Origin of the sequence: Paenibacillus lautus NBRC 15380, from assembly GCF_004000945.1 — a bacterium.
Taxonomy (GTDB): domain Bacteria; phylum Bacillota; class Bacilli; order Paenibacillales; family Paenibacillaceae; genus Paenibacillus_AQ; species Paenibacillus_AQ lautus.
The window spans coordinates 558,622-577,057 of sequence record NZ_BIMF01000002.1 but is presented as its reverse complement, the minus strand read 5'-3'; the positions used below and the strand labels follow the sequence as shown (position 1 = coordinate 577,057).

General features: G+C 48.8%; 19 protein-coding genes. 16 read left to right on the top strand and 3 right to left on the bottom strand.

What is annotated here, in order from left to right; all coding sequences use genetic code 11:
- The first annotated feature begins 136 nt into the window (after window positions 1-136).
- Complete coding sequence (locus PLA01S_RS05980; RefSeq protein ID WP_071224350.1) at window positions 137-412, top strand: hypothetical protein; 276 nt, start codon at window positions 137-139, stop codon at window positions 410-412.
- A gap of 218 nt (window positions 413-630) precedes the next feature.
- On the opposite strand, the gene PLA01S_RS05975 is transcribed toward PLA01S_RS05980, so the two are convergent.
- Window positions 631-1,983, bottom strand: coding sequence for a TrkH family potassium uptake protein (locus PLA01S_RS05975; protein ID WP_127590717.1), 1,353 nt, complete (start codon window positions 1,981-1,983; stop codon window positions 631-633).
- Between the two features lie 78 nt (window positions 1,984-2,061).
- Between PLA01S_RS05975 and PLA01S_RS05970 the strand changes: the two genes are divergently transcribed.
- The 7 genes from PLA01S_RS05970 (at window position 2,062) to PLA01S_RS31875 (ending at window position 7,879) form a co-directional block, all read left to right on the top strand.
- Window positions 2,062-2,979 carry a DMT family transporter gene (locus PLA01S_RS05970; protein ID WP_100536558.1) on the top strand — a complete coding sequence of 306 codons (918 nt, stop codon included), beginning with the start codon at window positions 2,062-2,064 and terminating at the stop codon, window positions 2,977-2,979.
- A gap of 115 nt (window positions 2,980-3,094) precedes the next feature.
- Window positions 3,095-4,231, top strand: a complete 1,137-nt coding sequence (locus tag PLA01S_RS05965; RefSeq protein ID WP_127590715.1) for a zinc-dependent alcohol dehydrogenase — start codon at window positions 3,095-3,097, stop codon at window positions 4,229-4,231.
- Window positions 4,232-4,394: 163 nt separating this feature from the next.
- A complete protein-coding gene (locus PLA01S_RS05960) occupies window positions 4,395-5,129 on the top strand; it encodes an AzlC family ABC transporter permease (RefSeq protein WP_127590713.1) in 735 nt (244 codons plus the stop codon).
- Complete coding sequence (locus tag PLA01S_RS05955) at window positions 5,120-5,446, top strand: AzlD domain-containing protein (RefSeq protein ID WP_127590711.1); 327 nt, start codon at window positions 5,120-5,122, stop codon at window positions 5,444-5,446. Before PLA01S_RS05960 ends, PLA01S_RS05955 begins: the two co-directional genes overlap by 10 nt.
- Window positions 5,447-5,749: 303 nt before the next feature.
- Complete coding sequence (locus tag PLA01S_RS05950) at window positions 5,750-6,466, top strand: glycosyltransferase family 2 protein (RefSeq protein WP_127590709.1); 717 nt, start codon at window positions 5,750-5,752, stop codon at window positions 6,464-6,466.
- A gap of 11 nt (window positions 6,467-6,477) precedes the next feature.
- Window positions 6,478-7,698, top strand: coding sequence for a glycosyltransferase family 4 protein (locus tag PLA01S_RS05945; protein WP_127590707.1), 1,221 nt, complete (start codon window positions 6,478-6,480; stop codon window positions 7,696-7,698).
- Between the two features lie 13 nt (window positions 7,699-7,711).
- On the top strand, window positions 7,712-7,879 hold the full coding sequence (locus tag PLA01S_RS31875; RefSeq protein ID WP_164817325.1) for a hypothetical protein: 168 nt from the start codon (window positions 7,712-7,714) through the stop codon (window positions 7,877-7,879).
- 83 nt (window positions 7,880-7,962) lie between these two features.
- Here PLA01S_RS31875 and PLA01S_RS05940 read toward each other — a convergent pair whose 3' ends face one another.
- Window positions 7,963-8,586 (bottom strand): DUF1796 family putative cysteine peptidase, encoded by a 624-nt coding sequence (locus tag PLA01S_RS05940; protein ID WP_272868137.1) that lies wholly within the window; start codon window positions 8,584-8,586, stop codon window positions 7,963-7,965.
- Between the two features lie 192 nt (window positions 8,587-8,778).
- On the opposite strand from PLA01S_RS05940, the gene PLA01S_RS05935 reads away from it, so the two are divergent.
- Both PLA01S_RS05935 and PLA01S_RS05930 read left to right on the top strand, forming a co-directional pair.
- On the top strand, window positions 8,779-9,114 hold the full coding sequence (locus PLA01S_RS05935) for a hypothetical protein (RefSeq protein WP_100536564.1): 336 nt from the start codon (window positions 8,779-8,781) through the stop codon (window positions 9,112-9,114).
- A gap of 15 nt (window positions 9,115-9,129) precedes the next feature.
- Window positions 9,130-10,197: a glycosyltransferase family 4 protein gene (locus PLA01S_RS05930; protein ID WP_127590705.1), complete on the top strand. Its 1,068-nt coding sequence runs from the start codon at window positions 9,130-9,132 to the stop codon at window positions 10,195-10,197.
- A gap of 104 nt (window positions 10,198-10,301) precedes the next feature.
- On the opposite strand, the gene PLA01S_RS05925 is transcribed toward PLA01S_RS05930, so the two are convergent.
- Window positions 10,302-11,219 (bottom strand): NAD-dependent epimerase/dehydratase family protein, encoded by a 918-nt coding sequence (locus PLA01S_RS05925; RefSeq protein WP_127590703.1) that lies wholly within the window; start codon window positions 11,217-11,219, stop codon window positions 10,302-10,304.
- A gap of 177 nt (window positions 11,220-11,396) precedes the next feature.
- Here PLA01S_RS05925 and PLA01S_RS05920 point away from each other — a divergent pair, with 177 nt between their 5' ends.
- The 6 genes from PLA01S_RS05920 (at window position 11,397) to PLA01S_RS05895 (ending at window position 18,204) form a co-directional block, all read left to right on the top strand.
- On the top strand, window positions 11,397-13,322 hold the full coding sequence (locus PLA01S_RS05920) for an LTA synthase family protein (RefSeq protein WP_127590700.1): 1,926 nt from the start codon (window positions 11,397-11,399) through the stop codon (window positions 13,320-13,322).
- 200 nt (window positions 13,323-13,522) lie between these two features.
- The gene (gene bioB, locus PLA01S_RS05915; protein ID WP_127590699.1) at window positions 13,523-14,521 is read left to right on the top strand and encodes a biotin synthase BioB; all 999 of its coding nucleotides are present in this window, start codon (window positions 13,523-13,525) and stop codon (window positions 14,519-14,521) included.
- Window positions 14,522-14,647: 126 nt separating this feature from the next.
- Entirely contained in the window at window positions 14,648-15,037 is a 390-nt protein-coding gene (locus PLA01S_RS05910) for a rhodanese-like domain-containing protein (protein WP_246059358.1), read from the top strand.
- A gap of 152 nt (window positions 15,038-15,189) precedes the next feature.
- The gene (locus PLA01S_RS05905; protein ID WP_127591088.1) at window positions 15,190-15,528 is read left to right on the top strand and encodes an antibiotic biosynthesis monooxygenase; all 339 of its coding nucleotides are present in this window, start codon (window positions 15,190-15,192) and stop codon (window positions 15,526-15,528) included.
- Between the two features lie 177 nt (window positions 15,529-15,705).
- Window positions 15,706-16,956: a DHH family phosphoesterase gene (locus tag PLA01S_RS05900; protein WP_127590697.1), complete on the top strand. Its 1,251-nt coding sequence runs from the start codon at window positions 15,706-15,708 to the stop codon at window positions 16,954-16,956.
- 78 nt (window positions 16,957-17,034) lie between these two features.
- Complete coding sequence (locus PLA01S_RS05895) at window positions 17,035-18,204, top strand: cell wall-binding repeat-containing protein (protein ID WP_246059371.1); 1,170 nt, start codon at window positions 17,035-17,037, stop codon at window positions 18,202-18,204.
- Window positions 18,205-18,436 lie beyond the last annotated feature (232 nt).

Below are 18,436 nucleotides of genomic sequence, written 5' to 3'. Positions count from 1 at the left end.
CCTCCAATGCAATTTAATTTACCAACCCATATTATACTAGATCTTGCCGTATAAGAAAAACAATAATCAGCTGCCAAGAAAAGTGATATACTGAGTCTTGTGAGTGCTTTACAACGTAATGAAGGAGCGTGGAAACGTGTCAGAAGTCCGAATCGAGCGTGCGGATATGAAGCGGGATGATAGCGATCAGTTCGTAGGATATACCGTATTTTCTATAGATGGACATGCATCAGCCTACGAGATCACATTCCTGAGCAAGAATGGCCGGGATTGGGACTACAGCCTGAACTTCGCCGGCGAGCCGGGAATCGAGGAGCAGTTTCTTCAGATTGACGAGCGGATTGAAGCCGACAATGAGTTGTTTGATGATTTGCTGGATGCAGCCATCGATGCGAGTGAGTTCGGGGAATAAGAGACCAATCCAACATGTAATCCAATGAAAACAAACCGTGCACCTCCCGTGGAAGGGAAGCGTACGGTTTGTTTAAGATTGTAGCATTTATAAGTTTTCAGCGAAGGTGAACAAATTCGGTAATCGCAAGAAAAACATCCTCTAAACGGGGTCTGTCCTCTGTGAAAGTGCGTCGATCGATGTTTTTCTTATATGTGCCGACATGGGAGAAGAACAAGTTAACCAATCGTAATTCGACCTTCCGGATGGCGGTATAGTTCTTTATTATTCTTGCGGCTAAGCGCGTACGCAAGGGTTAGCGGACCTAACCGGCCAAGGAACATGAGCAGGGCAATGGTGACCTTGCCAACCCCGGACAGCTCGGTTGTAAGTCCCATCGATAGCCCGGCTGTACCGAACGCGGATACGGCTTCGAACAGAATTCTTAAGAATTCACCCGATTCCGTAACGGACAGAAACATGGAAGCTCCCACCAATAGCAGCAACGATAGTATCGTCAGCGTAATGGAACGATAAACCAGGGCTTGGGAGATTCGATTGCGATAGAGAACCACATCGCGTTTACCCTGGATCATCGTGACGACGGCACCAATGAGCACGGCGAAGGTGGTCACCTTAATGCCCCCTCCAGTCGATCCGGGCGCTGCTCCGATGAACATCAGGAGAATCATGAAGAACTGGGAGGATTGCTCCAGACTCGCGATGTCCAAGGTGCTGACGCCACCGGAACGCGGAGTGATCGATTGGAATAGGGACGCCATGATTTTTACCGGGTATGAGAGCGGCCCTAGTGTTTTGGGATTGCCGTGCTCCAGAATAAAGATCATGACAGCCCCGATTACGATTAACAGTGAAGTCACGGTTAATACAACCTTGGAGTGAAGCGACAGTTTCCTGCACTTCGGATATTCAATAAGATCAAAGATGACGATGAAGCCGATTCCCCCAAGGAAGATTAAGAACATCACGACGATATTGACAAAAGGATCCGCTACATAGGTTGCAAACCCTGAGAAAGGTCCGTGAATTTGGCCAAAGAGATCGAAGCCTGCATTGTTGAATATGGAGATGCTTTGGAATATGCCAAAGTAAGCCGCATCGGAAAGCGGCATAATGGCGGAGAACCTGAGCGTCAGCAGCAAGGCGCCTGCCCCTTCTATGATCAGCGTATAGACGAGCACTCTTCGGATGAGGTCTACAATCCCTTGAATTTGGTATTGACCCATCGCTTCCTGAAGGATCATGCGCTCCCGAAGCGAGATTCTGCGATTGAACATCAATGCAATCCAGGTGGCTGAGGTCATAAAGCCCAATCCGCCAAGCTGAACGAGCATGAGCATGACAATTTGTCCAAATATGGACCAATGAGTCCCTGTGTCCACAACGGTTAAACCCGTTACACTGATGGCGGAAACCGCTGTGAAGAGAGCATCTATTATCGGGGTAGATGTCACGTCCTCAGTAGCGATGGGAAGTTTAAGCAGGAATGTCCCGATCAGTGTAATCGAGGCAAAGCCGATCGCCAGAAATTTGGGAGGGGTCATTTGGTTTCGAAGGTCTTTCTTTTTCATGCCAATTATCCTTTTCCGAATGTTTTAATTTTGAAATCATTCTCTAATATAACACGAAAGGTGAATCATTTAACCATCATGAATTCGAACCGAGCACCGATTCCCGTATTTATTCCTCTATTTATCGGCATCATAGCTATTTCTTTTTCCTCGATTTTCGTAAAATGGTCCAGCAGCCCCGTTTCCATCCAGGCGATGTACAGACTGGTGATAACGTTCCTGATCATGCTGCCCTTCGCGGGCAAATATGTGCCGGCTATCAAATCGCTGAAGCGTTCTGAACTGCTGCTGCTCCTTCTATCCGGAGCGATGCTGGCCCTGCACTTTTTGTTATGGATGGGCTCCTTGAAGTGGACAAGCGTAGCCAGCTCCACGATTATCCTTGCCCTTCAGCCGGTATTCGTGATGATGGGTGCTTACTTTTGGTTTAAGGAGAAAACATCGCTGGCAGCAATCGGAGGCATGGCCATCGCCTTTCTCGGCGTATTCCTTCTCATTGGAAGCAGTGGGCTCAGTGGGAGCAAAGGGCATTTGACCGGTGATATCATGTCTCTGATGGGAACGGCTGCGGTCGCCGTCCATATGCTGCTGGGTCAATTGCTGCTACGGCGTTTGCCGTCATTCCTATACAGCTGGCTTGTCTTTGCGGTGGCAGCATCCGTATTGGCGGTGTACAACGTGGGAATGAACATTCCCATGACGGGGTATTCCGGACGTGAGTGGGGGATATTTGCCTTATTGGCTGTCGTGCCAACGGTATTCGGCCATCTGTTATTTAACTGGCTGATGAAGTATGCCACAGCCTCCACCGTATCGATGAGCGTTCTCGGAGAGCCGGTTGGAGCGAGTTTACTGGCCTTTCTCCTGTTGAATGAGTCGATGAATTCCCTGCAGGCGGCAGGGGGAGCGCTTGTGCTGTTAGGCCTGGTATTATTCTTGAAGGTCGGGAAACCGAGAAAGCAGCCTGTCGACATTCAACCCGAAGCGCTGGGGTGAATGTCGCTTTATTTTTTTGCACTGCCGGAGTAGTTCTGATTGAAATGGCGTACACTGATCCTGAAAAGACAAATCCTTTCAAAAATGGATATTGACTTGAAAAGGGGTTTCGTACGTGAAAGCAGTCACTTATCAAGGCAGACATCGGATCCAAGTGAAGGAAATGAAAGACGCCGTTCTTCGGCACAGCGACGATGTCCTGATTCGAGTCACCACCACGGCCATCTGCGGATCTGATCTGCATTTATATAACGGCGAGCTAAAGCCGCTTAATGATGATTACATTATCGGCCATGAGCCGATGGGAATCGTTGTGGATGCAGGTCCGGAAGTAAGCAGGGTCAAAGTGGGCGACCGTGTGATTATTCCTTTTATCGTTTCTTGCGGAACGTGCGTCTTCTGCCAGAATCAAATGGAGAGCCAATGCGATTATGCGAATGAAGCCAAGAATACCGGTGGTTTTTTTGGATACAGCGACGCGTACGGCGGCTTTCAAGGCGCGCAGGCGGAGCTGCTGCGGGTACCTTACGGTAATTATATGCCCTTTGTCATTCCTGAGGATGCCGAGATGGAAGATGAGAAGCTCCTCATGCTGTCCGATGCGCTGCCCACAGCCATCTGGAGCGTGGAGAACGGAGGGGTTAAGCCCGGCGATGTCGTGGTTGTCCTGGGATGCGGTCCGATAGGATTGTTAACGCAGAAGTTTGCCTGGATGAAAGGCGCGAAGCGGGTGATTGCAATCGATCATGTGGATTACAGGCTCGCGCATGCGAAACGGACCAATCACGTGGAAACCTACAATTTCGAGAAGATACCCGAGATCGAGGATTATATTCGAGAGATTACCAAGGGCGGCGCCGACGTTGTCATCGATTGTGTGGGCCTGGATGCCAAACGGACCGGCATTGAGATGCTGGGAAGCATGCTGAAGCTTCAAGGGGGCTCCTTGGGTGCTTTCCGCATGGCTGTGAGTATGGTTCGCAAATACGGGACCATCCAGTTAACCGGCGTATACGGGCTTGTTTATAATGCATTCCCGCTTGGGGAGCTGTTCGAACGCAATATTACGTTAAAAATGGGGCTGGCACCCGTCATTCATTACATGCCGCACCTTTATCAAATGTTGAAAGAGGGGACTTTAGACCCTTCGGATATCATCACACACCGGCTCTCGATGGAGAAGGCTGCCCATGGCTACGATATCTTTAATGAGCGGAAGGATGGCTGTATCAAAGTCATCTTGAAGCCTTAAGCAGCCAAATAAACCGAATGAAGAAGCGTTCTTGGTGAATGAGCAGCATTCCTAAGGACGCTTTTTTTGATGGAAAAATGGTGTAACAGCGTTGACAAGCGTGCAGGAAGAATTCATAGTAATTAAAAATAGAATTGTAGAGTGAGAGAGGAATCAAACACAGATGAGCACCAAGTCAGAAAGGCTTCCCACTAGTCTTGAGGGGCCCCAGGGAAACTCCTATCTTCAAGGCTTCAAAGATTGTATTCCAACCCTGCTGGGCTACTTGAGCATCGGCTTTGCGGCAGGTGTTGTCGAGCGCACCGCAGGTTTCAGCCTGCTTGAGATCGCACTCATTTCGCTGCTGCTCTATGCGGGCTCCGGGCAATTCATAGCCGCAGGGATGGTAGCCGCTGCAAGCCCGGTCTTATCGATTATTGTTACGATATTTTTCGTAAATGCCAGGCATCTGCTGTTAAGCGCCGCGATTGCCCCGTACTTTAAAGGGCTGTCCTCGGGAAAAAGCTTCTTCATCGGCTCCCTGTTAACCGACGAGACGTTTGGCGTTGCGGCAGCTAAGGCCACCGAGCAAAAGAGACTCGGCTATAAATGGATGGTCGGCCTGAATATCACGGCATATCTGTTCTGGTGTGCAGCCAACGTAGCGGGCGGTTTAGTCGGGGAGTGGATTCCGGAGCCGGAGAAGTTTGGCCTTGATTTTGCTTTGCCGGGGATGTTTATCGGATTGCTGGCTCTGCAATGGATCAGCCGGAAGAAGTATAAACTTGACTTCATGGTGGTTATGATTGCCGCCGTTTCTGTGGTAGCTGTCAGTACGATTATGCCGGGAAGCGCGGCGGTGATTGTCGCGATTATGGTTGCGGCCACAGCAGGGATGGTGATCGAACGATGGAAATAAGATGGCCTATCGCCATACTGATTATCGGTTGTGCTGTCGTAACCCTCATTCCCAGGGTTTTGCCGCTTATGATCCTGAGCAAGCTCCGCATTCCGGAGATGATGATCCGGTGGCTCAATCATGTACCGATTGCTGTCATGGGAGCACTGCTAGCCCAGGAGCTGCTCCTATCGGCTGGGCGTGTAGATCCAGGGGGGCATTCACTCGAATTGATAGCAGCCGTGCCCGCTTTCCTAACCGCTTTTCTCACGAAAAGCCTGTTTGCCACCGTCATCGTCGGGATCCTGACTTTGGTGGGGCTCCGCTTGTTTTTCTAATTAAAAGTCGTTCGATTGCATAAGCTGTTCTCCCAGCTGACAAGCGGGAGGACAGCTTGTTTTGTAGGGTCGACAGCCATCCCAGCATGCCCTGGACCCCGCACCGTGTGTAAAGGGAGCAGTGCGCATGATGTACAAAAGCAGTCCCTATTGTTGTTCCTTTATACGCCGTCTGCCTGTTATTTGGTCAAATGTCAGGGGACAGGGGTCCCTTTCGGAATGCGTAAGCACTGCATATGGTGTACTAACCCATGATATGTATTTAGATCCTATATCAAGATAGGCAGAAGGAGGAGACAGGGGATGATGCCGACGGTTTCGATAGTTATACCTTTCTATAACTGCCAGTATATACAGCAAGCATTGGAAAGTGCGGTACACCAAACGTACCCTGCCGTAGAAATCATCGTTGTAGATGATGGGTCAACCCAATATTCACATCTGATTGCCCCCTACATGAACAGAGTCTACTATATGGGCAAGAGTAACGGCGGAACGGCCAGCGCCTTGAATCATGGTATTCTGCATGCTTCCGGAGAATATATTGCCTGGCTCAGTTCGGATGATCGTTTTGTCCCCCAAAAGATTGAACGGCAGATGTCGTTTATGCTGAGCAGGGGACTCGATGTCACGTATACCGGTTTTTGTGTTATCGATGAGCACAACCGAATTACGAAACCTTATGGCGGGATTCCTATGGCAAGTACAGCTGATTTATGTCGTCAGTTTATCCATTTCAGTCCAATTAATGGTTGTACAGTGATTGCGAAGAAAGACTGGCTGCACCGGGTAGGTCTGTTTAATCAACAGCTTCCTTATACCCATGATTACGATCTCTGGATTCGTCTGCTCTTGAACGGAGCCCAATTTGGATTTTTACCGGATATGCTGACCATGTACCGGGAGCATTCTCAAATGGGAACTATTCGCCACCAAGCAACCATCGTTAAGGAATATGAAATGGTCAAAAATAATTACCGCCATGTGCTTGAGCATTACGCACTGCAGCACGGCGGTTAATGGGGGATACCATGAAAATATTGCTTGCAACCCACTGGTTAATCCCTCACGTCGGCGGGGTTTGGAACTTCATGGAGCAGCTTAAAAATCGTTTGGAGCGGCTTGGTCATGAAGTGGATATGCTTGGAAACAGTCCGGATTACAAGAAAATTCATATTGTCAATCGAGGAAAGGAACTTTCAAAGGACGTTTTGCTGCCCATGCTAGAAACCAAGCTCACTAAGCAAACCGCACCGGGAGTGAATCAACATTTTGCCATACGCTCTTACGAGATGGACCGGTACTGCTTTGAGCTTGCAGCATCTTATTTCGGGCTGAATCAGTATGATATTATCCATACCCAGGATATATTCTCCACTCGGTCCTTAAGCAGAGTCAAACCAAAGCGTATCCCGCTTATTTCCCATGTCCATGGCTCCGTAGCCCGAGAAATGATGGACCACTTTCGCAAGAATCCCTCCGAAGGCGTAAACGAAGGAAGTCCGGCATGGCGATACTTTCCTGCACTAGAATATCATGCTGCCATGTCTTCAGATATAACGATTGCTGCGAACCAGTGGTCCAAAAATATTCTGGTCGGGGAATTTGGAGTGCCTAGTTATCGAGTTGCCGTTTTCCAATATGGGCTTGATGCTGCCGGATTCCAAGCAAAGCTTAACCAAGGAAGTCTCATGTTTCGGCCGCATGGAAAAAAAGTGATCATTTGTCCTGCCAGGCTGGTATATGTTAAGGGAATCCACGTGCTTCTGTCCGCATTAACCATATTAAAGCAGATGCGCAGTGATTGGGTATGCTGGATTGTTGGGGATGGGAGTTTGCGGAGACAACTGGAGGAGCAGAGTATACGTGCATCCTTGCAACAAGATGTGTTTTTTTTAGGCGAGCAAAGCAACGTTCCGGGGCTGCTCACGCAGGCTGACATCTTTGTACACACCTGCATTCAGGATAATCAGCCGTTCTCCGTAATGGAGGCGCAAATGGCAGGATTACCTTCTGTTGTGTCGACAGCAGGAGGTTTGCCTGAAATGGTCACGCATGGCTATACCGGGTTGCTTGTGCCAGTAGGAGATGCCCTGAGCACAGCTCAGCAATTAAACGCGCTTTTGGGAAATGATGAGTACCGTAAGTTCCTTGGTCAGAACGCAAAGGCGTTTGCCATCAATCACTGGTCCATGGACCTGATGATTGAACGACTTCTAGCCATATATAACAGCGCCATTTCGCAAAAATAAGGGGAGTGGAGATATGAACCAGCAGCAAGGATTTCCGGTTATGAGTGATTTATATAACCGATTATTTGTGAATCAGGTGTCAAGTCCAGAGCTTGTTGTCGACTATGTAATATGGAATCGGATATTTCAATCACTTCCTAAAGATTATAAGCTGCCAGACGAACCTGTCACGAATATTTGAGGAGGAAAGGCCGGTCAAGATGAGATTCTTGCCCGGCCATTTTGTTTTGATCATCGTTTTTTCATGAAGTGAAATATGTCAGGTTAGATTAGCCACATTCCATCAAATATAAAAGACCAACGATGGCGGTTGCTATACCAAACGTCCTGATTCGGCATGTTGACTACGCATACATGCTTTAGCTTCCAGTCCTGCAATTCAAGCTCCGGAACCGGCAAATGGTTAACAACGAGGAGATGGAATGGACCAGTGACTAGCTGCTCCAGTGTTACAGCAAGCTCTTTGATATCTTCATAATTGGAATCGGTTCGGATAAAGAGAATACGTCCTCCGCTTTCTACTTTGTGCAAAAACCTTAAAATTCTTCGATCATATTTAGCTTTCACTTCCGGATAGGCTGCAAGGTGAGGCGGGAAATTGTTGTGTATATAAAAATCATGGTTCATATATAGATCATATTCCCGATCCCACACGTTATAGAGCTCATCATTAGCCTTGTCAATTGTTGTTAGGTTAGGATAGGATAGCATCCCTTGAAATCGATTACGAAGCAATCTTGTAACATTAGGCAGTACTGGGGTACCCATCCAATCGAGAGGTCCAGCCATATTACGCAGTCCATGTGCCCTCAGTTCCATGGCGGGCAAACAGTTTATCCCCAAGCTGAAAATGGCAGAATAGGGTCCCTTCAGATCCTGCAGAGTCATCACGATGGTCACCAACCTTTCCAATCGAAGTTATTCTTCATCATATTAAATGCGAATCGGAAAGAAGCGGCTTGGACCGGGGATCAAGTCACACACATTTGGATGTTCGTCACGTTGGATATGCCCTTACCGGCACAGCGGTAGTTACATATCCTGAAATTAATGAAGCTGCCATAGCCAGGAGGGAATGAAATGTCCATCTTTCGTTTAGATGCAGTGGAATACGGTAACATTGACGCGCGGTATATCCAGTCCGTGGACCTCACAATTACGAATGCGGGGCCTGATGTATTTGATGTCCTCGTGCATGGATATCACCCCCAAGGAGTTTACCATGTCGGCCTTGTACATGTAGGGGTCGGTTCCACGGTGTTTGTACCCAATATCATGAATCATAATATTGCGTTCAGCCTGCTGCTCGTGACCAATATTAATTACTCGTACTCCACATTGGTAACTGTGCATGCCAAGAACGAAGGACAGCTTGTGGCCGTCTACTCACATTCTGATTTTCAAGTTATCGAATAACGGGAGGTGTGCGACATGAAGGTGCTGTTCGTCTACTATGTGCCGAGCGGGGGGGTCGAAACATTAAACAGACAGCGATGCTGTGCACTGCGACTTGCCGGAATTGAGGCGCATTGTCTGTATTATAAGTGGGGGTCGGGCATGCAGAATGCTGCGGACTTCCCCATCTACGTAACCCGCAATGACATCGAGATCAAGCACATCTTGGATTCGAATAATTTTGACGTCATCGTCGTTACGACGGATCACGCCAGTTTTCCTCGGTTTCGAATGCTTGGCTTCAAAGGGAAATTCGTGCTGGAGATTCAAGGGTATGGACCAAAGAGCGTTGCCCGTGCACAGCTCGCACAGGCAGCGCCGTATGTGAACGCATATGCTGACGCGCTGCTGAATCCCAATACCCCTCATATTGCTGCTCTGTTCCAGGAGCTGTATCCGCATAAGCCGCAGTTTCATTTCAACAATTGTTTTGATAGTCAACGGTTCACTTACCATCTTTATCCGAGTCCTTCAAGCCCTGTAATGGCATGGCTTGGACGGATCGAGGATAACAAGAATTGGCGAGAGTTTCTTCATATCGGGCATGCGCTTAAGGAACATGTTCCTGATCTGCAAATGTGGATGTTCGAGGATATTGAGCTCAGCCAGCCGGCAGAAAGGGCGCAATTCCTATCACTCATTGATGAGTTGGGCCTGTCGGATCGGTTAACCCTTCGATCCAATGTGCCTAATGCAGAGATGCCTTACTACTATTCGGTTATTGGAGACTCCGGCGGATTCCTGTGCTGTACCTCCAAGGTAGAGGGAGCGCCTTATGCGGTGCTTGAGGCGATGAGCTGCCGCTGCCCGGTCCTGACGACCGATTCGGATGGGGTATCCACCTCGGTTCATCATAATTTTACAGGCAAGTTTTACATGCTGGGAGACATACAGCATGCTGTTACCGAAGCGCTTGAATTCATGATGGAACCTGTTCTACGTGAACAGATTCGAGACCAGGCGATGCGACATGTCGAGCATCATTTTAATCCGCATAACTATGCGATGAATTTTGCCGGTCTGCTTCAATCGATAGGGTTGTAATCCCATGGTTTTACATTCAGTACGTATAACAAAACAGCCTTATTCCTCGAGATGAACGAGGAACAAGGCTGTTTTCTGTTGTCACCTACCTTTCATTGGCTAAACTAGGATGTGCGAAGCCAGTGGCGGTAGGTTTCTTCCACTCCTTCCTCCAGGCTAAATAATGGGCTCCACTGCAGGTATGCCCGGGTTCTCTCATTATTCAGACAGCTGTGCAGAATATCACCGTTCTTCGCAGGCAGATAGCTGACATCAATGCGGTCAGGATGCAGTCTGCTGATGAGATCGACGAGGGAATTGACGGTATGGCCGGTGCCGGTGCTAACATGAAGAACGCACTCATCCCCGTGTTGGATGGAGGCGAGGTTCGCTTCAACCACATCCTTAACATAAATGAAGTCCCGGGTTTGCTCGCCATCCCCGTATATATGAAACGGAGTCCCTTGACGCAGGCGGTCACCAAACACCGCCACAACACCGCCTTCTCCCTTCGCAGTCTGACCCGGACCGTAGACATTCCCATAACGAAGAATGGTGTACTGCAGTCCGAAGAAGCGGTGGTATAAACGGATATATTGCTCACCTGCCACCTTGGACAGTGCATAGAAGGAGATCGGATTAACTGGATCATCCTCCGTCAGCTGAGATTTCTCCAGATCTCCATATACGCCTGACGTCGAAGCAAACACAATCTTACGGACCCCTGCCTTACGGCAAGCTTCAAGTATATTGATGGTGCCCATCACATTCGCATCCGCATCAAGCCGAGGCTCCTTGATCGACCGCTGGACATCAGCCTGTGCGGCCAAGTGGAACACGACGTCCGGCTTCAGCGCGGAGAGATACGCCGTGGTCTGCTGACTGTTTACATCGGCTACATGTAAAATCGCCTCGCTGTGAAGGCGACCTGGATCTCCGGTTGTCAGGTTATCAATCACATGGACTTCATAGCCTTGATTAACAAGTCCATTCACCAGATGGGAGCCGATAAAGCCTGCTCCGCCGGTTACAACCATCTTCATGTCTTAACCCTCCAGCCTTTTGATTGGGATGCTTTATCCTACGTGATACGGAAGGATCATGCATTGGACAATTGACAGGGGGGACGAAGGAATGGGCAGATTAGATTGACGTTTACATTCCTGTTATAATGGAAGCTGCAATTTAACATTATTTTTACACAGAAGAGGGAATGGAAAATGGAACGCTACCTTGAACAAAGGTTGAAATTATGCATACTCGTTTTTTTGACGCTCTTATTGAAGTTGATCCTTCTAAGAGTGTTTCTGTTTAATGGGGTCGCATGGGGTAAGGTGCTTACCGACGCGCTATCTCTGTTGGCCCTGATTAGCTTTCTGGAGCTGATCCTGCCAGTAAGAGGGAAAAAGATGGTCTATGTGGTCCTAAATGTCGTATTATCTTTCATCATGTTTGCGTCCGCTGTTTATAACGTTCATTTTGGGTCCATACCGACGTATACCGCGCTTGCGGGTATCGGTCAAGTAAACCAGGTGAGAGCCAGCATTACGGCTTTGTTAGAGCCGGAGCACTTTCTCTTCTTCCTGGACGTGTTTGTCCTACTGGTCATATGGGCAATTCAAAAAATTCGTTCGCGCTCCCAAAGAGGATTGCATTTCGGCGGAGTCCGTTCCAGTTATTCCGCATCCTATTCGCGCAGGCCTGGAATGAAATGGCGTATATCCATGACGGTTGTGCTGGTCATTGCGGGTGTTCTGTCCGGACTCATCATGCGCAAAGAATGGGGAATCGAGAATGAAATCGTGCGAGCGGAGCAAATGGGATTCATGAATTATCAGGTTTCCGCCGTGATCCGGATTTCGCAGGAGAATCGTGCGCTGGCCGAAGGGAGTCTGCAAGACACGATTCTGCGGTCCCAGCAGCTGCTGGCGACCTATCCTTACGTTAAGGAAGCAAAGGACAAGCCGGACTACTTCGGCGCTGCCAAAGGCAAAAATCTGATCATCGTTCAGATGGAATCGCTGCAGAATTTTCCGGTTGGTCAATCCCTGAATGGCCAGGAGCTGACACCGGTGATGAACCAGCTTGCGGATGGCGGCCTGTATTTCCCGCATGTCTTCCAACAGATTGGACAAGGCAACACGTCTGATGCCGAGTTTGCGGTCAATACTTCGATTTATCCGACCGGAACGGTGGCGATGTCCACCGGGTTCGGACATAAAGAGCTGCCGGGACTGCCGCGGCTATTGAACAAGCACGGTTATGTGACGACGACATTTCACGTGAATGATGTGAAGTTCTGGGATCGAAGCAAGATGTACCCGGCCCTTGATTTTCAACATTATTACGACAAGCCATATTTTACGAATGATAACTTCAATGAATTCGGACCTTCCGATGAAGAGCTGTTCCGTGTCGGCGTGGAGAAGCTGCTGGAGAATCATCAGCAGAACAAGCCTACCTATGCCCATTACATCACGGTATCCAACCATTCTCCATACCATGTGAAGGATGAATTTGCGAAGATCACCCTGCCGGCTGAGCTTGAAGGGACCCATCTGGGGAATTACCTGAAGTCGGTGAATTATTCTGATTATGCACTCGGAACACTGGTTGACCGTCTGAAGCAGAACGGGTTGTGGGATGATACCGTACTGGTTGTGTACGGAGATCACTTCGGCATCAATCCGGCAGAAGCCGACGCCGATATGATCTCGTCAACGCTAGGTATTCCTTACCATGAGCGGGTCAGCCGATTTAACATCCCGCTTGTCATTCATGTACCCGGCATGAAGGAAGGAAAGGTTATCGAACAGGTAGGGGGCCAGGTCGATATTCTGCCAACGGTCGCAAACCTTTTAGGTGTATCGCTTGACGATGAAGGCTTTAACGCATTTGGGCATGACCTGCTGAATGTGGACCGCAATGTAATCGGGATGAGATATTATTTGCCGACGGGTTCATTCTTTAACAACGACATTCTGTTTGTGCCAGGGGACGGGTTTGAGGACGGAACGGCGGTGTCCCTAAAGACGCTCGAGCCCGTAACGGATATCGAGAAGTACCGCAGCGATTATGACTATATTTTGCAGCTGATGAAAATGTCCGATGAATACGTGAAAATGCTGCCCAAACGGGCGCCGTAAAGTCAAATGAGTAGTTAACGAGGAAGAGGATTGTTTCATCAAGCCTGACGCAGGCATGGATGAAGCAGTCCTTTTTTTCTTGTAAAAGCTGCGATTGAGGATTGCCTCTGTTTCGTCATCTATGCTATTATTACCCATATTGTTAACCTGATTATTAATAACAATGGTTGACAATAAAAACGGAGAGGGTGAATGAAGATATGACGACTCAAATCCAGTATGATTGGGCGACGCTGGCTGATCATGTTGTGCAAGGGCATGATATTACGCCGGTTGAAGCTTTGGCGATTCTGAACAGCGAGGATCAGGAATTGCTGACTGTTATGCAGGCTGCCTATCGCATCCGCCGCGAGTATTACGGGAATAAGGTCAAGCTCAACATGATTGTAAACGCCAAATCCGGTCTGTGTCCTGAAGATTGCGGATACTGCTCCCAATCCATCGTGTCGGAAGCGCCTATTGATAAATACGCATGGCTGACCAAAGACAAAATTCTGGAAGGCGCGCGTGAGTCGGTTCGCCGAAAGGCGGGAACCTATTGCATCGTTGCTTCCGGTCGTCGTCCTACCAATCGGGAGATTGATCATGTAGTCGCGGCGGTGAAGGAGATTACACAAACGACTCAGCTGAAGGTGTGCTGTTGTCTGGGTTTTTTGAATGAGGATCATGCGCGTAAGCTCGCCGATGCCGGCGTGCACCGATATAACCATAATCTGAATACTTCCAAAGAGAACTACGAGCAGATTACGACCACGCATACATACGATGACCGGCTAGATACCGTGAAGCAGGCAAGCTCTTCCGGAATGTCCCCTTGTTCCGGAGCCATCTTCGGAATGGGCGAGAGCCTGGAAGAACGGGTGGAGATTGCGTTTGCTCTGAAATCGCTTGGAGCGGATTCGATTCCTTGCAATTTTCTGAATGCGATTGAGGGCACTCCGCTTGAAGGACGCAAGGAATTGACGCCGATGATGTGTTTGAAGATTCTTGCCATGATGCGGTTTGTTAACCCCACGAAAGAGATTCGGATTGCGGGGGGACGCGAAGTGAATCTGCGCTCCTTGCAGCCGCTGGGATTATATGCAGCCAACTCGATCTTCATCGGCGATTATTTAACGACAGAAGGCCAGGCCCATACCGCAGACTGGGGATTGATTGAAGACCTAGGGTTTGAAATTGAGGAATGCGCTCTGTCATGATGTATTGACATTTATGCATGAAGCACATACTATATACCCGTAGGGGTAGGGATGGGGGCTGGATGTCTCATGCTCTTCCCACCAAGCATCAAGCTGATGCACATGACAATGATGGGGGAATGCTTTGTGCTGATTGCATCTGCCGCTCTGATTATATTTATATTCAGTTTATATTACCGAAGGTATGTGCCTATAACTGGCTTGCGGTTCATGAAGTGCAGTGACCTTCGACAGGCCCGGAAGGAACGTCCGAATTTGAAAATGCTCGATGTACGCGATGTATCCGAATACATGGCATGTCCGCGGAAAGAAACGATTAACATCTCTCTCGGCAGATTGCCGTATGTGTGGGAGCAGGAGTTGAAACCCGATGACTCCGTGGTCATAGTAACGCCCAAGCGCTCGGATGGAATTCTGGCTGCGCGCAAGCTGAAGAAGGCTGGATTTACTTCGCTTTTTTATCTGCAGGAGGATTGTACGGCTTGCCATTCCATGCAGCATGTTTCACTGAATTAATGATGATCTGGTCAGCAGGCTTTTGCTGGTCAGATTTTTTTTAGTTTTCGGTTGAAGGCATAGAATTTGACAATGATAATCGTTATCATTTAAAATGAAAGAATATCGTTCATTTGTACGGTTATTTTCAGCTAAGGGAGTGTTCGTTGAATATGTTGATCGAGACGAAAACGATTATTGTTAAAGCAGGCACATCCAATCTGGTTGTTGAGCGTTTCAGCAAGCCGGGACCCATTGAAGAAATTGAAGGTTTCATCGATCTGAGTGTCCTTGTTAAGAATGCAAAGCGTACCGACGAAACGGAAGAAGTCATCGTCATGATTCGCTGGGAATCCAAAGAAGCGTGGAAACGCTGGGAAACCAGTCCCGCACATATTCAAGGACACCGTGATAACCGCGGCAAGCCGCAGCCGGAGCATGTGATCAGCTCCAGCCACGGCATGTATGAGGTTAAGGCATCCAAAGGACCGAGACCTGTTCAACAGGCATAATATTTTATTATCCAAAAAGAAGCGGCTGCTAAAGCCGCTTCTTTTTTTGTTCCATTGTAACATCGGGTGGGGCTAACAAGGGTTAAAAGGGTTAAAACGACAGATTTTAGGGAACCGTAAAGGGATGAAAGAATGGATCAGCTAATCATTCCACCTACTGTTTGGAGGAAGTCACCTATGTATCATCTATATAGCCATAATGATCTGGATGGTGTCGGTTGCGGCATTATCGCCAAATGCGCTTTCGGTGAAGGAATTGATGTCCGTTACAACTCCATTCACGGTTTGAATCAACAAGTTGCAAGGTATTTGAACCGGACTTCCGTGCAGGAAAATCCGTATGATGTGTTGTTTATTACGGATTTGTCGGTCGCTCCGGATATGGAGAAGGAACTGAACGTGTTTGTCGAAGAGGGAGGTCAGGTGCAGCTGATCGATCACCACAAAACGGCTCTTCACTTGAATGAATATAGCTGGGGGCAAGTGGACATCACGCATCGGGACGGCCGATTGGCATCGGCAACCTCACTATTTTATGAATATTTAATTGAGCATGGACATCTGGGCAGAAGCGAAGCGCTGGACGAATTCGTAGAACTGGTCCGCCTCTATGATACGTGGGAATGGGAAGAGAACCAGAAGATTGAGGCTAAACGACTGAATGATTTGTTCTTTATGTTGTCACTTGACGAATTTGAGAGCAAGATGACGCAGCGTCTGCGGGAGCAAGGGGGCTTCTTCTTTGATGAGTTTGAAGAAAAAATATTGGACATGGAAGAGAATAAAATCGATCGTTACATCCGCCGCAAGCAGCGAGAACTCATTCAGACCTTCGTGGGGGAGCATTGCGTAGGCATCGTTTATGCCGAATCCTATCATTCTGAACTTGCCAGCGAGCTGGGAACGACGTATCCCCACCTTGATTACATTGCCATCTTGAACATGGGGGGAAGGAAAATGAGCCTTCGCACGATTCATGATCACGTGGATGTATCCGAAGTGGCAATGAGGTACGGAGGAGGCGGCCATCCCAAAGCAGCGGGGTGCACGATTACGGAGGAAGTGTATCAGTTATTTGCTGCTGATCCGTTCGAGCTGGAACCGATCCGGTTCGATGCTTCACGGAATCAATTCAACATTAAGGGGGCGGAGTCCGGCGTTCTTTACGAAAGCTGGGGCGAGGATCTGCTGTTTGTTTATGCCAACGCCGGAGAATGGATTGTCGAGTGGAACGGAGAACCCCTCCCATTCCGGTTCGGATCGTTCGAGGAGGCAGAGCGGCACATGAAGCGGCAGTATGGTGTCTGGCTGTCCAGGGATGACGTGTTTGTGAAGATGCTGAAGGAACAATGGATGCGAAACCGATCCAATGACCGCCTGGGTCTGCCACTGGATATGGATGAGGAGAAGTTAATGGAAGATCTGTAGATGTAACAGCATCAAGGGTGGAAGAGATCTATCCTAGAGACCTTTATTGTGAGACAGGAGGAATTTACGGTGAAAAAAATGATCGCCGGCTGGGCTCTTGCCCTGTTAACGGCAGGCATTCTCGCATGGAGTCAGACTCAAAGTCATTCCGAGCCCTCCATTCCCTCGGCTGTTCACAGCAAAGAGCTGCTGAAGGATGTTCCTGTACCTTGGTCTGCTACGAAGAACACCATCCGATTGAATACATCCGATCCTGTAAGTGCGGCCGTGCTGACCTCCAAGACGCTGTGGCAGTCCACGAATGAGCATAGTCGTCCGCAGACGGTGATTCTGGTGGATTCGGCTCAATGGTCCATAGCGGCTGTGAGCGTCGATCTGACGCAGCTTAGCGAGGGACCTCTGCTGTTTGTGGAAGAAGAGGGGATTCCCAAGGAGACGCTGGAAGAGCTTAGACGGTTGAAGCCAAGGGGATCGGAGCATAACAAGGGCATTGAGATTATCACCGTCGGCCCGATCTCGGACAGGGTGATGAAGGAGCTGAACGGACTTGAATATAAGACCGATCACATTGCTGCCGGGGAACCTGAAGAAGCTGCAGCCGCTATCGATGAATACGCCGCTAAGGTATCCGGATCTGTACCCACCTCGGTTATTGTCGGATCGATGGAGCGTCCGGACTATACGCTCCCTGCGGTGAGCTGGATTGCGCATATGCCGGAAACGATGCTGTATGTCCGCGAGAGGAATGTGCCTGAAGAGACGGCACAGGCGCTTCTTAAGCGAAAAGGAAAAGCGAATATTTATATTATCGGCCCGGAAAAGGTGGTATCCCGGGCCGTAGAGGACGAGCTGCGGCAATATGGGAAGGTAACGCGAATATCCGGGGATGACCCATTCGAGAATGCCATTCATTTTGCACAGTTCAATGATCCCGCAACAGGCTTTGGTTGGGGCGTTCAATCGCCGGGATACAGCCTCTCATTCTCGACACCAGATTCGCCCGTATTGTCCATTGCAGCTGCCCCTTTGTCCCATATGGGTAAGCGTGCACCTTTATTGTTTACGGAGCGCGACGGGGTGCCACGTTCCATTACAAAGTATGTTGAATCGATACGGCGTGAGAGCGGCACGTCCCCGCTGGAAGCTCCTTATAATCATGCCTGGATCATTGGAGACGAACAGACCTTGACCACGAAGCTCCAGAGTGAGATTGATGAAATTTTGGATATGGAGTCTGGTCATGACTAAATGATCCTCATATTGTATGGGCAGATGAAGCTGGATATTGAATATACAAAAAAACCGTTCCTTTTTAAATGGTGGGTCGCACTTCCATTCTACGGAGAAACGGTTTTCTTTTTGTTTGTCTGAAGGATGACTGGGAGGAACGATTCGTACACGTAGCGTCGCATAACAGAAAAAGAGGGCTCCCGCCAGATCTAAGATCTTTTGGAACACCCTCTTTGATATTGGATGAAAT